The organism is Leuconostoc litchii (genome assembly GCF_008107645.1).
GTDB classification, from domain to species: Bacteria; Bacillota; Bacilli; order Lactobacillales; family Lactobacillaceae; genus Leuconostoc; species Leuconostoc litchii.
Genome location: NZ_SDGY01000001.1, coordinates 505,868 through 524,399, shown reverse-complemented (window position 1 = coordinate 524,399; position 18,532 = coordinate 505,868). Strand labels below are relative to the sequence as shown.

The window sequence follows — 18,532 nt, the reverse complement described above, 5'->3', positions numbered from 1 at the left end:
ATAAAATTTTATTTTTTAATTAATATCCTCAAAGCGCCTATGTTATAATTATTATCATTGCATCATTGTAATTTTTTTAATGTGTTAACAAGGGGAGTGGGGAATCATGAAAAAAGATGAGATTAGCCAAACATCTGTGAAAAGTCGTATGGCTCTATTTCATAGTAAACGTCGTAGTTTTATCAAATTATATCTCGTGATAATCATTGGCATTGTTTTCACAACCATTATCGGATATACAGCATTCTATTTTTATCATTTAAATGACTCAATTAATAAGTCCTATTCGTCAACAGGACTTTCTTCGGAAAAGAAGGCAGAAAAGTTGATTCAGAATAAAAAGCCAATATCGTTTTTAGTCTTAGGAACTGACATTGGTACAGATGGTGGTTTTGGGACGAATCGAAATCGCGTGGGATTAACAGATTCAATGATGATTGTTACAGTTAATCCAAAGAAAGAAACAACTACTTTAATTTCTATTCCCAGAGATATCATGACTTCTATTTCTGGATTTGAGAATAGTTTCCCGCAAAAGTTAAATGCAGCTTATGCTTTTAAAGAGGCATCAGATGATAATGCATCCTTAGGAGATGGTGTAGGTACTACTATGGATACGATTCAGAAAATGTTTAATTTTCCAATTAATTATTTTGCTATGGTTAACATGAGTGGTCTTGGGGATGTTGTTGATCAAATTGGTGGTGTATCAGTAAAGTCTCCCCTAACATTTGCATTTAGTCAAGAAACAGCGCATGAAACAGGTAAAGATTTGTATCAATTTACGCAGGGGTCTAGCTCATTTAAGTATGCAGCTGATGGTAAAAATTATATAACACAGCACAAGATGGATGGGAAAGCCGCTTTAGCATTTTCTAGGATGCGTTATCAAGATCCAAAAGGTGACTATGGTCGGACAGAGCGCCAGCGTATTTTATTGCAACAGATTATTCGCAGAATAAAGCAAAATCCGACAAAGGTCGTTAACTTGAATTTCATCAATGCAACTACCAAAAATATTGCTTCCAATTTAAAATCTGATGATATGCTAACTTTAGGTACTAACTATATTAATGCAACTAAAAATATTGTGTCATACACGGTTCAAGGCCAAGGAGAACTATATGATGGTGTATCTTATCAACGTGTTACAAAAGCACAACGGCAAGCTATAACGAATAAAGTTCGGACCAGTTTAGACATGGATTCGGCAACGACAGGTGGTGAATTTGGTAGTGAAGTGACAGCTGGTGAATTAGCTCAAGTTGGTACAGCGGATGAGTTATATCCAGAAAATAATACAAGTGAAAATTTAAAATTAACCGAAGAGTAGTTTATTTTCATCATCTAAAAGTTAACATAAAGTAGCCCTAAATGGGCTACTTTTTTATTGTTGTATCATATACTATTTTAGTGTATGATAATATATTAGTTAGTTAGCTAACTAATATATTGAGAGGGATAGCATAGCGAATGAAATCGATTGGAAAACTATTCAAGATTGGACAACGTAATCTGAACAAATATTTAGATATGTTAGCGCAAGTACATGGTGTAACAGGCTCACAACTACTAGCTATTAAATTTATTGCTAGCAATGAATGCGTCACCCAGAAAGATATCGAACAAGAGTTTCATATCAAAGCTTCTTCGGTGGCAACAATGATAGACCGAATGGTCGAAAAAAACATTGTTATCAGAATACCAAGATTATCTGATAAAAGAGTTAATGAAATACATCTCACCAAAGCAGGAGAAAAAATAAATGGTATCGCTAGAAATGCAATTCAAATGCATGATGAAGTTATTTTGCAACCTTTTTCGGCAGAAGAGCGAAAAACTATCATTAAATTTTTGGAATATGTTGCAGACGACAAAATTAATAAGTAATTAGACGGAGACAAAAATGGGCAATAAAGTTTCAAAAAAAAATGCTATGGCCATTATAGCTGTTGCATTGGTTTCTTTTTCTGGTATTATGGCTGAAACAGCGATGAATGTTACTTTTCCAGCATTAACGAAGTACTTTAATACATCATTAAACGCTATACAATGGGTAACGACTGCCTATTTGCTTTCAGTTACGATTATGATTACAACGAGCGCTTACTTGAACAAAAAGTATTCACCTCGTGTTTTATGGCTAATGAGTTTACTTTTATTTACCATAGGAACGTTTATTGGGGGTCTAGCTGGTAATTTGCCAATACTTTTGATAGGACGTGTGTTAGAAGGTATGGCTGCTGGTATTTCAATGCCATTAATGTTCAATCTGATTGTTCGATTAGTTCCTGGATCCAAAATAGGCTTATGGATGGGTATTGGCGCCATGGTCGTTAGCTTAGCACCGTCATTTGGCCCAACATATGGTGGTGCATTAATTGATACCCTAGGTTGGCGCTCAATATTCTTTATTTTGCTAATAATACCATTAATATCTTTAATCTTAGGTTGGCAAACAATAATCCCAGGAGAACAAATAAAATCCAATGTATCATTTGATGTATTAGCGTTTGGCATGTTATCAGTGACGCTTACAACAGCACTAATTTTAATTAACCAATTAGGAAAAGGCACGGTAAATGTGTGGTTACTCATCGTTATGCTATTAGCATTGGGAGCATTTATTTTTAGATCATTAACATCACAACAAACTTTTTTAAATATCAGACTGCTTTCTAATTATAAATTTTCAATGTTAATGTTTCCAGTTGTGCTTTATATGTTTGCTAATCTGGGAATCAATCTTTTGTTACCGAATTATTTACAAAATGTGCTCCATACATCTAGTTTCTGGGCAGGTATTTCTTTGTTACCTGGTACGCTATTAGGTGGTGTTTTGAATCCTTATTTTGGGCACTTGTATGATAAATACGGTAATAAAGTGCCGCTACTTTTGGGAAATACTGTTTTTGCCAGCAGCCTCTTAGTAATGGCTTACTTTATTAAGAGTCTGAATTTTTCGGCTTTTATTATAATGTACATGATTTTTACTTTGGGTCGTAACCTAGCTTTTAGCATAGGCATGACTGCATCAATTAATGAGCTAAGCATTGATAAAAAGACTGATGCTACGGCTATTTTACAGTCTTCCCAAATGTTTATGGGCGCATTAGGAACAACCGTAGCAGCGTTGTATGGTTCACAACGTGGAGGCTTAGCTATTGGATTTGAAAACTTTTTGTGGACATTACTTGCCATTGCCTTGATTATATTTGTGATGTTTTTCATTCGTTTGAGAAGTAAAAGCATATGATTAGACAGTGAAACAACCCCATGATAAAATAAATTACAAGCTAAAATTTGTTCATAATTGATAACCTTGCGGGAGTAGCGGCGCATGTGCGTGGGAAACTGACTTACTAGATTTAATATTTCTAGCGGCCAACCTTAAACAGCAAGACGCAAAGAATATTTTCTCTTAAAGGAGTATACAATTATGAGTACAGATTCGAAAGAGGTTAACGACGACGTTCCGTTATCGTCCTCAACAAATTTCCACAATAAAGACTGGTCTGATGTCATTCAAACCATAGAAGCAAATTATCCTGTTGGATTGGATGAGCAACAGGTTGAATCTAGGTTAAACAAGTATGGATACAACGAAGTAAATTTAAAAGTTGTGCCTAAGTGGCTTATTTTTTTAAAGCAATTTAACAATGTCATTATATACATTTTATTAGTTGCCGCCTCACTGACCTTATTCATGCAACATTATGCCGATGCGATTGTCATTGGTTTAGTCGTGGTGATTAATGCAATTATTGGCTATTTGCAAGAGGTTAATGCTAGTAATGCCTTAGATAAAATTAAAAATATGTTATCCATTGACGCTACAGTAATTCGTGATAACAATAGATATGATGTACCATCCAGGGAATTGGTGTTAGGCGATTTAGTGTATTTGGAGGCTGGAGATAATGTACCAGCTGATTTACGGATTATTGATGCTGACAATCTGCGAATTCAAGAGTCGTCATTGACCGGTGAAGCTGATTCGGTACTTAAAAGTGAATCTACGTTAATAGGAAATATTCCACTGGCTGAGCGTAGTAACATGGCTTATGCTTCAACTGCTGTTACTAATGGTAGTGCAACAGGTGTTGTAGTAGGTACTGGTTTGAATACACAAATTGGGCAAATTTCTCAAAGTGTAGCTGATGTATCAAATAAAAAATCACCACTGACAAAAGAACTAGATAGTTTGGGACATGGTATTTCATGGTTAATTATTGCTGTTGCCATTATCATGTTTGGGTTGGGCTGGTTCCTGAAAATTTATGATACAACAACCTTAGTTATGGCGATTATTGCTATGATTGTTGGGGCGATGCCAGAAGGGCTACCTGCGGCAACGTCAATCATATTGGCCACGGGTGTTAAGAAATTAACCAAAAAGAATGCTATTGTTAAAACACTGCCTGCGGCAGAAACCTTGGGAGCGATAGATATTATTGCATCTGATAAGACTGGTACGTTAACTAAAAATGAAATGACTGTTCAAGATATCGTAATTGGTCAAAATCATTATAAAGTTACCGGAACAGGATATGCGCCAAATGGGGATGTTATTCTCAATAATGAAGTTGTCAATGCTACGCAAGATAAAAAGTTAGAAATGTTTTTGACCATGGGCCATCAAGCCAACGATACATTTTTAACAAATGATGACGGTGTTTGGAATATCAATGGTGAACCTACTGATGCTGCCTTTTTATCAGCATACTATAAAGCTTTTGGACAAAAAGAACCTAAATTAGAAGAACTTGATCGTATTCCGTTTGATTCAGAATACCGCTATATGGCACGTTTAGTCAGAAATAAGCAAGGCAATCATTTTATTGCAATAAAAGGATCTCCTGATAAATTGTTTACGTTGTCTGAAAATGATTCGAATTTTGATAGAAACTATTGGTCAGAAGTAGCACAACGTTTTGCAAAATCAGGTAAGCGCGTCATCGCAGTTGGATATATCGATGTCCCCTCCGAAATAATAGAATTTGATCATGATATACTAGCTTCTAAGGGGATAAAATTCTTAGGTTTAGCGGCGATTATAGATCCACCACGTCCTGAGGTTGTAAATGCCATCAGAGATATGCGGGAGGCAGGTATTCGTGTGAAAATGATTACAGGAGACAGCCCGGATACAGCGCAGGCAATTGCAAAACAGCTAGGCTTAGCTGACATTATTCATACGGTCACTGGTGCTGAAATTGAATTAATGTCAGAAGAGCAGTTAATTAAAAAAGTACAAAAATATGATGTTTTTGCACGAACAACGCCACAGGATAAATTACGGATTATAGCTGCTTATCAAGCTAATGGATTAGTGACTGCTATGACTGGTGATGGTGTTAATGATGCACCAGCGCTTAAAAAAGCTGATATTGGTGTTGCTATGGGCATAAAAGGAACTGATGTAGCTAAAGATTCTGCCGATATGGTTTTAGCTAACGATGATTTTTCGACAATTAAAGTAGCCATTGAACAAGGACGCCGGTTGTACGACAATATTAAGAAAACTATTTTATATCTGTTACCAACTAGTTTTGCGGAAGGGTTGATTGTTGTTTTTAGCATATTGCTCCGTCAACCAATGCCTTTAACTGCTACACAGTTACTATGGATTAATATGGTATCAGCTTTAACGTTGCAATTGGCATTCATATTTGAGCCAGCTGAGCCAGGTATCATGAAGCGTAAACCACGAAAATCATCAGCTAAATTGATGAGTCGTTATGATGTGTTCCAAATGATTTATGTTAGTGTTATCATTGCTGCTGTAGCTCTTGTTATATTTGAACATCTTAATAACATTACTGGATTTTCAGTAGCAAGTACGATGGCTGTTAATGTTATTATATTTGGTAAAATTTTCTATATGTTTAATATTCGAACAGAAGCTCCAGCGTTAAGTAAATCATTTTGGACAAATCCAATGGCTTTTGGAGCAATTGGAGCAATGATTGTTTTACAAGTAATATTCACATATGTGCCCATGATGCAAGTAGTCTTTTCAACAGCCGCATTATCTGTTAATGATTGGTTAATTATTATTATTACTGGGTTGACAGTTTTGATTGTAACTGAATTAGATAAATATCGTCGGTTGTTATCAAGAATAAAAACCACTAAATAGATGCATTAAAAAACAACTCACAGTATTGTGAGTTGTTTTTTATATAATTTTGCTTTAATTTTACGTATATATAATGATGTTACGAATTTAAATTAAGGGTATGGTCCAATTATGATTAATGATACATCTATTGTATATTCATTTTTAAAGTCACAGCTTGATCTTATTATTTATAATATTATTAATAATAAATATAATGAAGAGGTGACTTTCTATGATACTTTATGGCTACAGAAAGATTTAGAAAACGAAGAAACAAATAGTTTGTGGCAGGATTTTCAAGTAAATATGGCTTATATTAATTTTGTTACATTAAACGTGGGATTGCCTAATCCCAATGCTAGCATGGAACTTGTGGTTGTTAAAATAAACACGAATAATAATAAGCAGGGTGCAATTGCATATTTTGAAATAGGAAAGCGTAAAGATTATTTACTAACTAAATATCGCCATCTTCAGCATGCTAAACATGATGATTTGTTTGAAAATTGGGAGAAAGCTAATAAAAACTACCATTTAACATTTGAGTAAAATAAATATATTTAATTATAAAATGCTTATTTCTTAATTAATCAAAGTTAAGGTAGGCTTTTTTAATAAAAAAGAATGATATAGAAGAACTTGGTCATATTTTAATTTTGAGTTAACGTTTATTTAATCTACATATAGACATACTCAACTAAAATAAATCTATCCAAAGGAGGTATTGGTTTTGCAAGTTAAAAAAAGGCAAAAGACAGATTGGTATTTAGTAAGTGTATTATTACTAGGCGCTTTTCTGTATGGTTGGGGCATTTGGGACGCGGGTAGTGCGAATAGTTACTACACAGCAGCTATTACCTCAATGACAAAAAGTTGGTCTAATTTTTGGTACGGTGCGTTTGATCCAGCAGGGTTTATAACAGTTGACAAACCGCCAGTAGCTTTGTGGTTTATGGCTATATCAGCTAAGATATTTGGTGTTCACGGTTGGTCCGTGGTGTTGCCTAGTGTATTAGCTGGCATTGGGTCAATCTTTCTAATGTACAAACTACTGGTACCAAAATTTGGCTTGTGGGCAGGACGAATTGGTGCTTTGGTTTTAGCGTTAACGCCGACGGTCGTTGCTAATAGTCGTACAAATAATATGGATGCAATTCTTGTGTTCTTTCTGTTGCTGGCCGTATTTACTCTTCAAAAGGCAGTTAGTCGACAAAATGTTTGGTTAGTTATTATCAGCTTTGGTCTAATTGGTGTTGGGTTCAATATTAAAATGCTACAAGCATTTATGATATTACCAGCGATGCTTGTATTCTATTGGGTAGCAATTAAATTACCTTGGAAAAAGAAGCTTGCTTGGCTTGTCGTTGGTTTAGCCTCTTTATCAATATTTACATTAGCATATCCAGTAGCAGTTGATTCGGTGGATAAATCTAACCGACCATACATTGGTAGTTCTCAATCAAATTCATTATTGGAATTAGCTTTTGGTTATAATGGGACTGAAAGATTGCTGGGGCAATCTACTGGTACAGGTGGAGCTTTCCCAGGTATGGGGAACACCAGTAAGTCGTCTAAATCCGGAACAAATAAGACAATGCCGGGAGCTAAAAAATCAGGTAACTCAAAGGCAAATGGCAAAATGCCTGGACAGGCGCCAACTGGTAAAGCTCCTGGAGGAACAGCGCCAACTGGGAAAAAACCAACGGGCACGCCGCCAAATAAAAACGTGAAACAGGGCAAAGGCATAGCAGCAAGCAAACAAGGTAAACCAACTGGGAACATGCAAGGTGGCGGTAACAGTGCTTTTGCTATTGGGAGTGCAGGACCATTTAGACTTTTCCAATCGGATTTGGGATCACAAATTGGTTGGTATCTACCACTAGCTATTTTAGGATTAATTGCTGGCTGGTTTGGCTTCAGAAAACGTGGCGCTAAATGGTATCATATTTCCGAAGAACAATCAGAAGTACTGTTGTGGGCTGGCTGGTTTGTTCCAGTATATGGATTCTTCTCGGTTGCTAGTTTTTTCCATCCATACTATACAATCATGTTGGCGCCGGCGATAGCTGCATTAACAGCTATTGGTGTATCAGCAGTTGTAAAGATGTCAGCCAATAATAGTAAACACGCATTATTTTCTAGAATTTTGATTAGTATTGCTGTATTGTCTACGCTGCTCTTACAATCTTATTATGTATGGTCATACTATCCTGTGATTAGTGTTATTTTGATTATTATGGCTATCATTCTAGCAATTTGGTGGTTGATGCCTAGACAGATGAATAATAGGATAAAAATCCTATTATCTGCTATTGGTATCTTAGCTATGGCAGGTTGGTGGTCATTAACACCAACATTATCACACAATTCAGCTGCTATACCAGCAGCAAGCCCCTCACTGTTAAGTCAACAGGGAAGTAGTGACATGGGTGGTGATGTAAATAATCAGTTACTGAGTTACACCAAGCAACATCAAGGGAATGCTAAGTATTTGTTTGCTACAACAGATTCTAATTCTGCATCTGGATATATCATTAAATCTGGTAAATCAGTCATGGCCATTGGTGGCTATAATGGCACTGATCCAACGATGACCCTTTCAGAATTTAAAGCATTAGTCAAATCTGGACAACTTAAGTATTTCGTAATGGGCAACAATAGTAAAACATCAAGTGGTCAAATTAGTAAAATACTATCTTGGGTCAAGAAAAATGGAACTAAGATTTCATACAGTAGTACAACGAATAGTACACAAACACAAAAAATGGGTGGTCAGACACAGGCAAGTACATTATACGATCTATCAAGCATTTATCAATAATAGGAAAGGGGTAGTTTAAATATGCTTTCACGTTCAAAAATACCAAGATTGGGACTTATTTTACCAGCTTATAATGAGCAAGAGGTTTTGCCAACAACATTATCTAAGTTAAATGAAATTAAAGAACATCTTATAGATACACATCTTATTAGTCATGACAGCTTTATTCTTGTCGTAGATGATGGTTCAAAAGATGAAACATGGCGTATTATTCAGGAAAAAGAATTAATGAATTCGGATTTAATTGGTGTCAAATTGTCTCGTAATTTTGGACATCAGTCGGCATTGTTAGCTGGTATGTCAGAAAGTATCAAGTTAGCAGATATTATTATTACGTTGGACGCTGATTTGCAAGATAATCCAGATATCATTGAAAAAATGATTATTAAATACAATGAAGGTAATGAAATTGTTTATGCGGTGAGGTCTAGTAGAAAAGAGGATACTTGGTTTAAGCGTAATACGGCATTGACTTTCTATAAAATAGCAGGGTTCTTAGGGGTTGAAATGGTTCCTAACCATGCTGATTTTAGATTAATGAGCAGCGTGGCAGTCAAGGCGCTACTTAAATTACCCGAACGCAATGTTTTTCTAAGAGCAATGGTTCCACTCGTTGGTTATCAGTCGGATAAAGTATTTTATGAACGTGGAAAACGTCAAGCAGGTACTTCGAAATATCCACTTAAAAAAATGTTGAGCTTTGCGATTGATGGAATAACAAGCTTCAGTGTTCAACCGATTCGTTTATTGTTTAGTATAGGTTTGTTTGTGGTAGGCATCGCCAGTATCGAAATATTGTATACTGTATTCGAAAAACTTATTGGCAACACGGAAGCTGGTTGGTCTTCGTTGATGATTTCTATTTGGTTACTTGGTGGTATTAATTTAATTGCTATCGCTATTGTTGGATTATATATCGGTAAGATATTCACTGAGGTTAAACATCGACCACTATTTCAAATAGAAACCGAAACAGGTGTATTTGTAGAAACATCTTACCATACAGATAGTTATCAGTAAGATATTGCAGATCAAGTTTTGATTTCAAAAAAATACAGATGTTCACTGAATTTAAAGGGCACCAAAAGATTTAGAAAAATTCTAATTAATTTGGTACTCTTTTTATTATGATGAAATACAATGTATTATAAAGTAATGTGTTCGAGGCCTAAGGTGTTAGACTACTCTGTGCAATTAGTGTTTATTATTTTTAGAATTAGAGCGAAATAAGCATACCTAAGATTTAACAGTCATATTCTTATTGACAATTGTAAGTCTATATTATATTATTGAGCAGTATGTTATACAGATTTAAGATGAAATTTAGTAACACAACACGTGTCTACACATACGGATATTGTGCAGATTTTGAATTCGTTCCTTCTGTTTATAAAGGCAGCAAGGGCGTTTTTTATTGATATAATATTTAAAAATTAGAGGAGAATAGTATGAAAAAAACGTTAGGCACACAACTGTCAACAATAATATTGATAAGTGTGATAATTATCTTATCAACAGGTGTTATCGGGTTTGGTTTATCACCTATTGTGCCGATTTTTCTAGCAATCAGTTTTATTATGATTATTGCTCGATTTCAAGGAATAGGCTGGCAGGAAAGTCAAAAGGCATTAATTAGTGGTATCACTACCGGTATAGCACCATTATTTTTATTTTTACTAATAGGATCTTTGATTGCTTTATGGCTTGCTACCGGTGTTATTCCGACTATGGTTTGGGTTGGATTTAAGATTTTAAATCCACAATTTTTCTTACCTACTGCACTACTGACTACTGCTATAGTGGGTACCTTGATTGGTAGTGCTTTCACAACGCTATCAACTGTTGGTGTCGCTTTAATGGGCGTTGGCACATTAATGGGGTTAAACCCAGCACTTATTGCTGGAACAATTCTATCTGGTGCGATATTTGGTGATAAAAGTTCACCATTATCAGATTCTACTAATTTAGCAAGTGCGATTTCTGAAACAGATTTATTTGCGCATATTAAAAATTTGATGTGGACAACATTACCTGCTTTTGGTGTAACATTTCTTGTAACAATTATACTGGGATTAGGCCATCATTCTGTTCCAGGCACAACACAAAAAATCGCTTTGTTATTACCGTTGTTAAAGCCAACATGGTGGGCTATTGTACCATTGCTCGTGTTGGTGATTACTTCATGGGCTAAGATACCTGCCATTCCTTCTTTAATGATTAATATTTTAGTTTCTAGTGTTGCTTTTTTGATAAATCATAGCGTATCTGCTTATGCTGATTTACTAATCCACGGTTTTAAAACAACAAGTCACAATGCTACATTGATATTGTTACTGAATCGTGGTGGCATATCAGCAATGATGGATACCGTCATGATGATAATGTTAGCTTTGGCTCTTGGTGGATTATTAGATGGGTTAGGCATCTTAAAAGTTGTTATGGCTCCAATTGTAAAACATTTACATTCACAAAGCTCAGTTATTTTAGCTACTTTGTTAACTGGAATTAGCGCTAATTTTTTGGTTGGTGAACAGTATTTGGCAACAATTTTACCTGGCCAATTATTTAAAGAGAGCTTTACTCGTGTTCACTTATCTAGTCTTGCTTTGGGGAGAACAATTGAGGACAGTGGAACAGTAGCGAATTATCTTGTGCCGTGGGGTGTAGCCGGGGCTTTTGCGGCACAAACTTTGGGTGTGCCGGTATTAGCATTTGTGCCATTTACATTTTTTGCACTTCTTTCACCAGTTATGTCAGCTATTTCCGCTTTCACAGGAATTGGTTTGAAACAATTAAACTAATTATAATATTTGCCAAATTTTGATTTTTAGCTTATAATTATTCAGAGTTATTTTTCGATGAAAGAAAGAGTAAATTTTATGTTTTGTTACAGAAAGCATCCGGTAAATGTGAGGATGTCAGACATGAAACTGAAAGTAGTTCTGGAGAAAGCTAGTACGATTTATCTTTGAGTATTAGCCGGTTGCAACCGTTATAGTGCATGGCTATCGGTCATTTAATGACCCGTAGTTAAGAAAACACTAATGAAATTTAGTAGTTAATAAACGGTGGTACCGCGAAATTCGCCCGTTAATTGTTATGTAACAATTAACGGGCTTTTTCATTGTCAAAATAAAAATGAGGCGTATAAAATGATTGGTTCTGTGGGTGGTTTGTATCGAGTCATATCGTATAGAAGACGATATATTGTTGAAAATGGAGAATAAAATATGACTACAAAACTAAATATTAAAAAATCTTTACTATTATCTTCCTTAATTTTTGGTATGTTCTTTGGTGCTGGAAATTTAATTTTTCCTGTTCATTTAGGACAACTAGCCGGTAATCAATGGATTTCGGCAACTGTTGCATTTTTACTAAGTGCAACGGTAATACCGTTGATGGCATTAATTTCATTATCTCAAACTCAGTCAACAGGTATTTATGATCTTGCTAAGCCATTGGGCAAGGTATTCGCAATTTTTTTCTTGATTACTGTCCATGTTTCCTTAGGACCTATGATTGCTACGCCACGTACTGCGACTGTTGCATATTCTTTGAGCTTTGCACAGTGGTTACCTAATAGTTGGCAACTAGCAGGACAAATTACGTTTTCAGCCATATTTTTTAGTGTTGTGTATTTTTTAGGATCACGTGAACAACATTTAACCAAATATATCGGTAAGTATTTGAATCCAATATTCATTATTTTACTCGGACTTATTTTTATCTTGGCTATTTTTAAACCAATGGGTGGTTTTGATCATGCTGCACAACAAATGTACCAAACAAAAGCTTTTTCGTCAGCATTTCTTGAGGGATACAACACAGTAGATGCAATTGCTGCTTTAGCTTTTGGCATTACTATTGTTCGGGCTATTGAAACCATGGGATTCAATAAACGACAAGACATTGCTAGAATTACTGCGCAAACGGGTATTATTGCCATAGCAGGTATCGCGTTTGTTTACGTGGGTCTTATCATACTCGGCGCTACATCTTTAGCTCATTTTAATTTATCAGAAAATGGTACAATTGCATTAATGCAAATTACGAATCATTATCTTGGTACGTTTGGTGGGGCCTTTTTAGCTGTGATGGGTACTTTAGCTGTTTTGACGACTGCGATAGGGTTAACGGCTAGTTTTGCTCAGGATTTTAATCATATCTTTCCAAAAATCAGTTATAAAAATTGGTTATTAATTACTATTGTTATGTCATTTATTTCAGCTAATTTTGGACTGAACAATATTATTGCATGGGGCCTACCAATTTTGCTTTTCTTATATCCTATTGCTATTACGTTAATTTTATTAGGACTCCTATCACCACTATTTGAAAAGTCTAGTATTGTTTATTGGCCAACCATGCTATTTGTTTTGATACCAGCAATTATGGATGGTATAGCTAATGCACCGTTTGCAGCTTCATTCAAATATTTCATCGGCTATCATGATACTAAAGGTGTACTTCATTTTGGTGCATATCAAAGTATTGTACCATTCGCTAGTATTGGGTTTGGATGGATTATACCTGGTTTTTTTGGTTTCATTATTGGTATGTTAGTTTATAAAATAATAAAAAGAAAAAACAAATTGAAGCAAAGTCAGTTAAATGTTACCATATAGAAACATTCATTTTATCTTTTTTCAATAAAATGATATTTGATTTGGTACTTTCTAGAAATTATGAAGAGAAAAATAAATATTATCTTGATTTTTGAAATAATACTATTATCAGTATTGGCTTTAATGCTTATATATCATTTTGTATCATTTCAAGAAAATAAACAGTCTAAAAATTGGTCAGTTAGTACAACTTTTTCAACTAGCATAAACACAGATAAATCTAATAACGACGTACAACATTCACAGGACGTTCGCCATGTGTTTTCTGTTCCATATGGTAATGACATGATGAACGGCACAAATTCATCCAATGTTTTTTTTACTGTATGGACCTTAGATGATTTTGAAACGTGGATAACCAATTATAAAAATTTAAGCTATACAGATAAAATGAACGCTAAAAGTTCTTTTGGTACATCGTATACTTTTGTTAATCTCAACATTGAAAATGATAAGAATGATTTAGAATTAACTTTTGATTCTTTCGTGCAAGAACATTGGTTTTATTTTAATACAGTTTCTGACTTCATTGAAAAACATGGTAAAAATGCCGATCCAAAAAATATTCAATAAAAAAATTGTAACGAACGACGATATTTTTTGAATTTGATAGTAGGAGTACATGATAAATGAAAAAAGTAGCATCAATGTTTTTGGTACTGTTAGTTTTGTGTTTCGGAATAACTTATTTTATCAAAGATTCAAAAATAAATGAAAATGTCCAAAAAAAATCTAAAGCATGGACAGAAAAAGATTATAAAGAACTAATTGCTGGAGAAAGTTTGGATTCCAATAAACCATATACCAGCAATCAGGTCAGTATGTACTTGAATATCGTTCATGAGCATGGAAAACCTGATTCAAAATCTAGAGAAAAAAAAGGTAATATTACTGAAACAACAGCAATCTGGATTAACTTAATCAATCATTCTAACGGTAAAATTAAATTGATATTTGAGGGTGAACGTGATGAAAATTTACTCTTGAGTAAAAAGACCTCAACCGTTTGGTGAACAATAAAAAATAGCTAGATTGCAAAACAATGTGATTTTGTTTATAGAAATACGATATTTAATGGCTCCCACTATTTAACATAAATGTGGGGGCCATTTAATTAATTTACATACGTTCTATTAACTGCAATGATACTGATAATTTGTCATGAATTAATTATTTAATGTTTCTTGCGAATAGGCTAATTTTATTTAAAAATACGCTACGTTGTTTTAAACTACTTTTTCGAGTATTTGAAAATGATATAAAATGTGTTACCTTAATTCCACACATATTTTCGAGTATTTGTCTTTTCAATACTTTCCCATAATCCTTTTGTATATATTTGGCCAAAAACCATGGTGTATCGTGTGTCACTATAATACTAGCTGTACGACCGCGTAATAGCTTGTTTGGCATTATTTTATTTTTTTGATAAGCATAAGCAAATTGTTGTACAAATATTTTGTCTATAAATCCTTTTAAAATTGCTGGCATGCTACTCCACCATATGGGAAAAATAAAAATCAAGTGGTCACTCCAAGAAATAGCTTCTCTATATTTTTTAGTTTCATTAGCCAAAAATAGTTCTCGACGCTTGTTCTGTTTATCAAAATATAGCACAGGATTAAATTTGTCTTTATATAAATCAATAACTTTTATATCATAATTATTATTCAAATTTTTCAGAATAACACTCAAAATTGATCCGTTTAGGCTGTCATGATGAGGGTAAGTATATATTATTAATATTTTCATAGTTATAATATATATTAAAAATGTAATATCACAATGAACAAAAAAATAGATGGTGTTGATTTATGACAATAAAAGAGAAGACAAGCGATAAACTAATTTCTGCTTTAGCAGAACTAATCAAAAGCAAACGATTAGATAAAGTATCTGTTTCAGAGCTTACTAAAAAAGCAAACTTAAATCGAGGTACTTTTTATTTGAATTATGATGATTTCAACGATTTTATTCTTTCTATTGAACAAAATCTCCTGAATAATTTTGATAAATTATTGGATTCAGATTTGGTGGCTTGTGGTTTAGGTAAAGGTATGCCTAAAATATTTAACTATATAGCTAATCATATGCAGTCTTTTAAAATAGTATGTTTGGATGAAGTCTTTTTAAAAAAGTTTGAAGAATCAATTGATGCTTTTGTTCAACGTCATAATGAATTTAACAACACTATTCCTCAAAGATATGCAGAAACACTATTACTGAATTCTACAATTTCAATTATTAAACTTTGGATTTTTGAACAAAATCCTAGAAGTGTTGCGGAAATAACTGATATTTTTTATAAAACAAGAAAACTTTCGCCAATTGAATTAGTTGCTAACGATACACAAAAATGATTAAGAAAATAAGAATTAAAACTTTTATGTTGATAATCAGAATATTATTAAGATAGGTTTCCTAACACCACTAGTTTTTTTAATCAATAAATATGATATCTTAGAAAATAAAACTATTAGGGGAATATTTTCATGAACATACGTACTGCAACGTTACAAGATGCGGAACAATTGCTAACCATTTATGCTTACTATATTCAAAATTCAACAGCCACTTTTGAATGTGAGATACCTAGTTTAGATACTTTTAAAAAACGTATTCAATTGATACTAAAAACACACCCTTATATAGTCGTCGAAGAAAATGGGTCGATTATTGGCTATGCATATGCCCATCCCCTAAACGAAAGAACAGCTTTTCAATGGTCTGCAGAAATTAGTATTTACTTATCTTCAGAAATTACAGGTAAAGGAATTGGCAATGCATTATACAGCCGACTTGAAAGTATTTTGAAACAGCAAAATATTGTAAATATAATGGCATCTATAACAGAGGAGAACACTACTAGTATTACTTTTCACGAACGCAGAGGCTTTAGCCAAGTTGGTCTTTTTAAAAATGTTGGTTTTAAATTTGGTCGATGGTTGAATAATTGTTGGATGCAAAAAACTATTGGTGATGATAGTAAACCTAATTCTTTTATTTTGTTCTCTAATTTATCTGAATCCTAAGCACTAAGGATATTGCTTTTATTTAATTTTTATTTTCTTAATCATGATCAACTTTTTAAAAGGCATACATAACATCATGCGTATTTAATGAATAACCAGCCGCCTATTACGAAAAAAATTAATAGTGATCCTGAACCAGTTTGCACACTACCAGTAATAACGGCAACATTACCAAATACTAATGGGCCAAGAACTGCAGAAAATTTCCCAAAAATATTGTAAAATCCAAAAAATTCACCTGAATATTTTTTGGGTATAATTTTGCCAAAGTATGAGCGACTTAATGCTTGAATACCACCTTGGGCTGAACCAATTAGTAAGGCCATTAACCAGAATTGCCATGCTTTAGTAATAAAAAGGGACATCAGACATATAAACGAATAAATAATAATACCAGTAAGAATCATGAAGCGCTCAGTAAAGTACTTTGTCAAACGACCAAAAATAATAGAAGATGGAAAAGCAATCAATTGTACAAATAAAAGTATTGTTAACAATTGATTCATTTGGATACCAATAGAAACTGCAAATAAACTTGCTTCGGTAATGATTGTATTGACACCGTCAATATAAAAAAAGTAAGCTGCTAAAAAACCAATAATTTTTGGATACTTAGACAGATGTTTCATAGTATTAAATAGACGTTTAAGGACTTGTTTGATTGGGTGGCTTGGTACAGGTATTGAATGACTCTGATGAACTGCTAATAACATCGGAATAGAGAAAATAATCCACCACAAACCTGAAAGAATGAAGGCAAACATAATCGATTGATGTGTGGACATTAAGCCGCGAATTAAATAAAAAAGGACAAACGGTATTACGCCGCCTAGATAACCCAAAGCAAATCCCCAACTTGATACTGTAGGCATGCGTTGAGGAACAGCTATATCTGTCAAAAAAGAATCATAATAGATATTTGCAACGCTAAAGCCAATATTTGCAATAAAGAATAAAAACAATAACATCCAAAAACCGTTACTTGGTACCATAGCGAGTAATATTGTAGTTATTGCTCCTATTATGGTTGACCACATCCAAGCTGGTTTCTTCCAGCCACGAAAATCCGCTAGAGAACCTAGTATTGGAGAGCAGAATGCAACGACCAATGTCGAAAGAGAATTAGTATACGACCATAATGATGTTGTTTGTGTAGTTGACATATTAATATTCTGACCGACACTGTTAAGCCACAAAGGTAGCACGGCTGTTACAACTATTAGGCTAAAACCGGAATTAGCCCAATCATATAGAATCCAGCCTTTTTCTGCTGGTGAAAATGGGACACTTACTTTTGACATATAAATACCTCGTTCTTTAAGATTAACAGATTATTTTTAGCGAATTGTATAGAGTATGTCAAGGTAACATTATTTGAATATGTGTGAAAGTGATAAATGGTTGCAATTACAACTATAAGTGATTTATAATTGCTATATGCTCAGTAGAAGGGGGCGATTTTATGGATTACGAAATTTTACGAAATGTTGGAACAATCGCACGGGCACTAGATTCTATTAGTAATATTGAGTTCAAAGATATTGCTTTAGAAAAAGGACAGTACTTATATATAAGCCGTATTTTTGAAAATCCTGGTATTACCCAAAAGCAACTCTCCAATCTACTTTGTGTGGATAAAACAACTACTAATCGTGCAATTAGCCGTTTAATTGAAAAAAAATTGGTAATCAAAAGAGATGATGAAAACAACAAAAAAAATAAGTTACTTTGGGTTAGCGAAGAAGGTAGTAGATTATACGATATTTTACACCGTGAAAGTGATTATTCCACCCAAGTTGCTTTGGAAGGGTTGAATCAAGATGAAATCATAAAAATGACTAGATTGCTTGCTAAAATGACAAAAAATGTTGTAAACGATTGGTCAGAAGTAAAAAAAGGGCATAAACGAATTTATTGAGGAGAATAA

Annotated in this window: 16 protein-coding genes and 1 other annotated feature; of the genes, 14 read left to right on the top strand and 2 right to left on the bottom strand. The window is 33.9% G+C overall.

The genetic code is table 11. The features are described from left to right. Positions 1–106 precede the first annotated feature (106 nt). The 11 genes from ESZ47_RS02720 (at position 107) to ESZ47_RS02670 (ending at position 14,586) form a co-directional block, all read left to right on the top strand. Complete coding sequence (locus ESZ47_RS02720; RefSeq protein ID WP_148604509.1) at positions 107–1,333, top strand: LCP family protein; 1,227 nt, start codon at positions 107–109, stop codon at positions 1,331–1,333. Between the two features lie 140 nt (positions 1,334–1,473). Next, positions 1,474–1,890: a MarR family winged helix-turn-helix transcriptional regulator gene (locus ESZ47_RS02715; RefSeq protein WP_148604507.1), complete on the top strand. Its 417-nt coding sequence runs from the start codon at positions 1,474–1,476 to the stop codon at positions 1,888–1,890. Positions 1,891–1,906: 16 nt separating this feature from the next. Continuing rightward, positions 1,907–3,256: an MFS transporter gene (locus tag ESZ47_RS02710; protein ID WP_148604505.1), complete on the top strand. Its 1,350-nt coding sequence runs from the start codon at positions 1,907–1,909 to the stop codon at positions 3,254–3,256. Positions 3,257–3,439: 183 nt separating this feature from the next. Further along, a complete protein-coding gene (locus ESZ47_RS02705) occupies positions 3,440–6,142 on the top strand; it encodes an HAD-IC family P-type ATPase (RefSeq protein WP_148604503.1) in 2,703 nt (900 codons plus the stop codon). Between the two features lie 111 nt (positions 6,143–6,253). Next, complete coding sequence (locus ESZ47_RS02700; protein ID WP_148604501.1) at positions 6,254–6,673, top strand: hypothetical protein; 420 nt, start codon at positions 6,254–6,256, stop codon at positions 6,671–6,673. 181 nt (positions 6,674–6,854) lie between these two features. Continuing rightward, positions 6,855–8,945 (top strand): ArnT family glycosyltransferase, encoded by a 2,091-nt coding sequence (locus tag ESZ47_RS02695; RefSeq protein WP_148604499.1) that lies wholly within the window; start codon positions 6,855–6,857, stop codon positions 8,943–8,945. 21 nt (positions 8,946–8,966) lie between these two features. Beyond that, a complete protein-coding gene (locus ESZ47_RS02690; RefSeq protein ID WP_148604497.1) occupies positions 8,967–9,965 on the top strand; it encodes a glycosyltransferase family 2 protein in 999 nt (332 codons plus the stop codon). Between the two features lie 428 nt (positions 9,966–10,393). Continuing rightward, a complete protein-coding gene (locus ESZ47_RS02685; RefSeq protein ID WP_148604495.1) occupies positions 10,394–11,746 on the top strand; it encodes a Na+/H+ antiporter NhaC family protein in 1,353 nt (450 codons plus the stop codon). A gap of 48 nt (positions 11,747–11,794) precedes the next feature. Then, positions 11,795–12,039: a binding site (T-box leader), on the top strand. A 136-nt stretch (positions 12,040–12,175) separates the two neighbouring features. Next, positions 12,176–13,573 (top strand): branched-chain amino acid transport system II carrier protein, encoded by a 1,398-nt coding sequence (gene brnQ / locus ESZ47_RS02680; protein ID WP_148604494.1) that lies wholly within the window; start codon positions 12,176–12,178, stop codon positions 13,571–13,573. Between the two features lie 60 nt (positions 13,574–13,633). Further along, positions 13,634–14,146 carry a hypothetical protein gene (locus ESZ47_RS02675; protein ID WP_148604492.1) on the top strand — a complete coding sequence of 171 codons (513 nt, stop codon included), beginning with the start codon at positions 13,634–13,636 and terminating at the stop codon, positions 14,144–14,146. Between the two features lie 56 nt (positions 14,147–14,202). Then, entirely contained in the window at positions 14,203–14,586 is a 384-nt protein-coding gene (locus tag ESZ47_RS02670; protein WP_148604490.1) for a hypothetical protein, read from the top strand. A gap of 157 nt (positions 14,587–14,743) precedes the next feature. On the opposite strand, the gene ESZ47_RS02665 is transcribed toward ESZ47_RS02670, so the two are convergent. Further along, a complete protein-coding gene (locus tag ESZ47_RS02665) occupies positions 14,744–15,325 on the bottom strand; it encodes an NAD(P)H-dependent oxidoreductase (protein WP_148604488.1) in 582 nt (193 codons plus the stop codon). Between the two features lie 62 nt (positions 15,326–15,387). Between ESZ47_RS02665 and ESZ47_RS02660 the strand changes: the two genes are divergently transcribed. Both ESZ47_RS02660 and ESZ47_RS02655 read left to right on the top strand, forming a co-directional pair. Beyond that, positions 15,388–15,933, top strand: coding sequence for a TetR/AcrR family transcriptional regulator (locus ESZ47_RS02660; RefSeq protein WP_148604486.1), 546 nt, complete (start codon positions 15,388–15,390; stop codon positions 15,931–15,933). Between the two features lie 132 nt (positions 15,934–16,065). Then, complete coding sequence (locus tag ESZ47_RS02655; RefSeq protein ID WP_148604484.1) at positions 16,066–16,605, top strand: GNAT family N-acetyltransferase; 540 nt, start codon at positions 16,066–16,068, stop codon at positions 16,603–16,605. Positions 16,606–16,679: 74 nt separating this feature from the next. Here the strand turns inward: ESZ47_RS02655 and ESZ47_RS02650 are convergent, their stop codons facing one another. Next, positions 16,680–17,906 carry an MFS transporter gene (locus ESZ47_RS02650; protein WP_148604482.1) on the bottom strand — a complete coding sequence of 409 codons (1,227 nt, stop codon included), beginning with the start codon at positions 17,904–17,906 and terminating at the stop codon, positions 16,680–16,682. A 161-nt stretch (positions 17,907–18,067) separates the two neighbouring features. Here ESZ47_RS02650 and ESZ47_RS02645 point away from each other — a divergent pair, with 161 nt between their 5' ends. Further along, positions 18,068–18,523 (top strand): MarR family winged helix-turn-helix transcriptional regulator, encoded by a 456-nt coding sequence (locus ESZ47_RS02645; protein ID WP_148604481.1) that lies wholly within the window; start codon positions 18,068–18,070, stop codon positions 18,521–18,523. Positions 18,524–18,532: the final 9 nt, after the last annotated feature.

What these genes read in the sequence shown, in the direction of transcription:
- ESZ47_RS02675 (WP_148604492.1), top strand. Translation starts at nt 13,634, where the DNA reads ATGAAGAGAAAAATAAATATTATCTTGATTTTTGAAATAATACTATTA.
- ESZ47_RS02700 (WP_148604501.1), top strand. Translation starts at nt 6,254, where the DNA reads ATGATTAATGATACATCTATTGTATATTCATTTTTAAAGTCACAGCTT.
- ESZ47_RS02690 (WP_148604497.1), top strand. Translation starts at nt 8,967, where the DNA reads ATGCTTTCACGTTCAAAAATACCAAGATTGGGACTTATTTTACCAGCT.
- ESZ47_RS02720 (WP_148604509.1), top strand. Translation starts at nt 107, where the DNA reads ATGAAAAAAGATGAGATTAGCCAAACATCTGTGAAAAGTCGTATGGCT.
- ESZ47_RS02655 (WP_148604484.1), top strand. Translation starts at nt 16,066, where the DNA reads ATGAACATACGTACTGCAACGTTACAAGATGCGGAACAATTGCTAACC.
- ESZ47_RS02715 (WP_148604507.1), top strand. Translation starts at nt 1,474, where the DNA reads ATGAAATCGATTGGAAAACTATTCAAGATTGGACAACGTAATCTGAAC.
- ESZ47_RS02705 (WP_148604503.1), top strand. Translation starts at nt 3,440, where the DNA reads ATGAGTACAGATTCGAAAGAGGTTAACGACGACGTTCCGTTATCGTCC.
- ESZ47_RS02710 (WP_148604505.1), top strand. Translation starts at nt 1,907, where the DNA reads ATGGGCAATAAAGTTTCAAAAAAAAATGCTATGGCCATTATAGCTGTT.
- ESZ47_RS02650 (WP_148604482.1), bottom strand. Translation starts at nt 17,906, where the DNA reads ATGTCAAAAGTAAGTGTCCCATTTTCACCAGCAGAAAAAGGCTGGATT.
- ESZ47_RS02665 (WP_148604488.1), bottom strand. Translation starts at nt 15,325, where the DNA reads ATGAAAATATTAATAATATATACTTACCCTCATCATGACAGCCTAAAC.
- brnQ (WP_148604494.1), top strand. Translation starts at nt 12,176, where the DNA reads ATGACTACAAAACTAAATATTAAAAAATCTTTACTATTATCTTCCTTA.
- ESZ47_RS02685 (WP_148604495.1), top strand. Translation starts at nt 10,394, where the DNA reads ATGAAAAAAACGTTAGGCACACAACTGTCAACAATAATATTGATAAGT.
- ESZ47_RS02660 (WP_148604486.1), top strand. Translation starts at nt 15,388, where the DNA reads ATGACAATAAAAGAGAAGACAAGCGATAAACTAATTTCTGCTTTAGCA.
- ESZ47_RS02645 (WP_148604481.1), top strand. Translation starts at nt 18,068, where the DNA reads ATGGATTACGAAATTTTACGAAATGTTGGAACAATCGCACGGGCACTA.
- ESZ47_RS02670 (WP_148604490.1), top strand. Translation starts at nt 14,203, where the DNA reads ATGAAAAAAGTAGCATCAATGTTTTTGGTACTGTTAGTTTTGTGTTTC.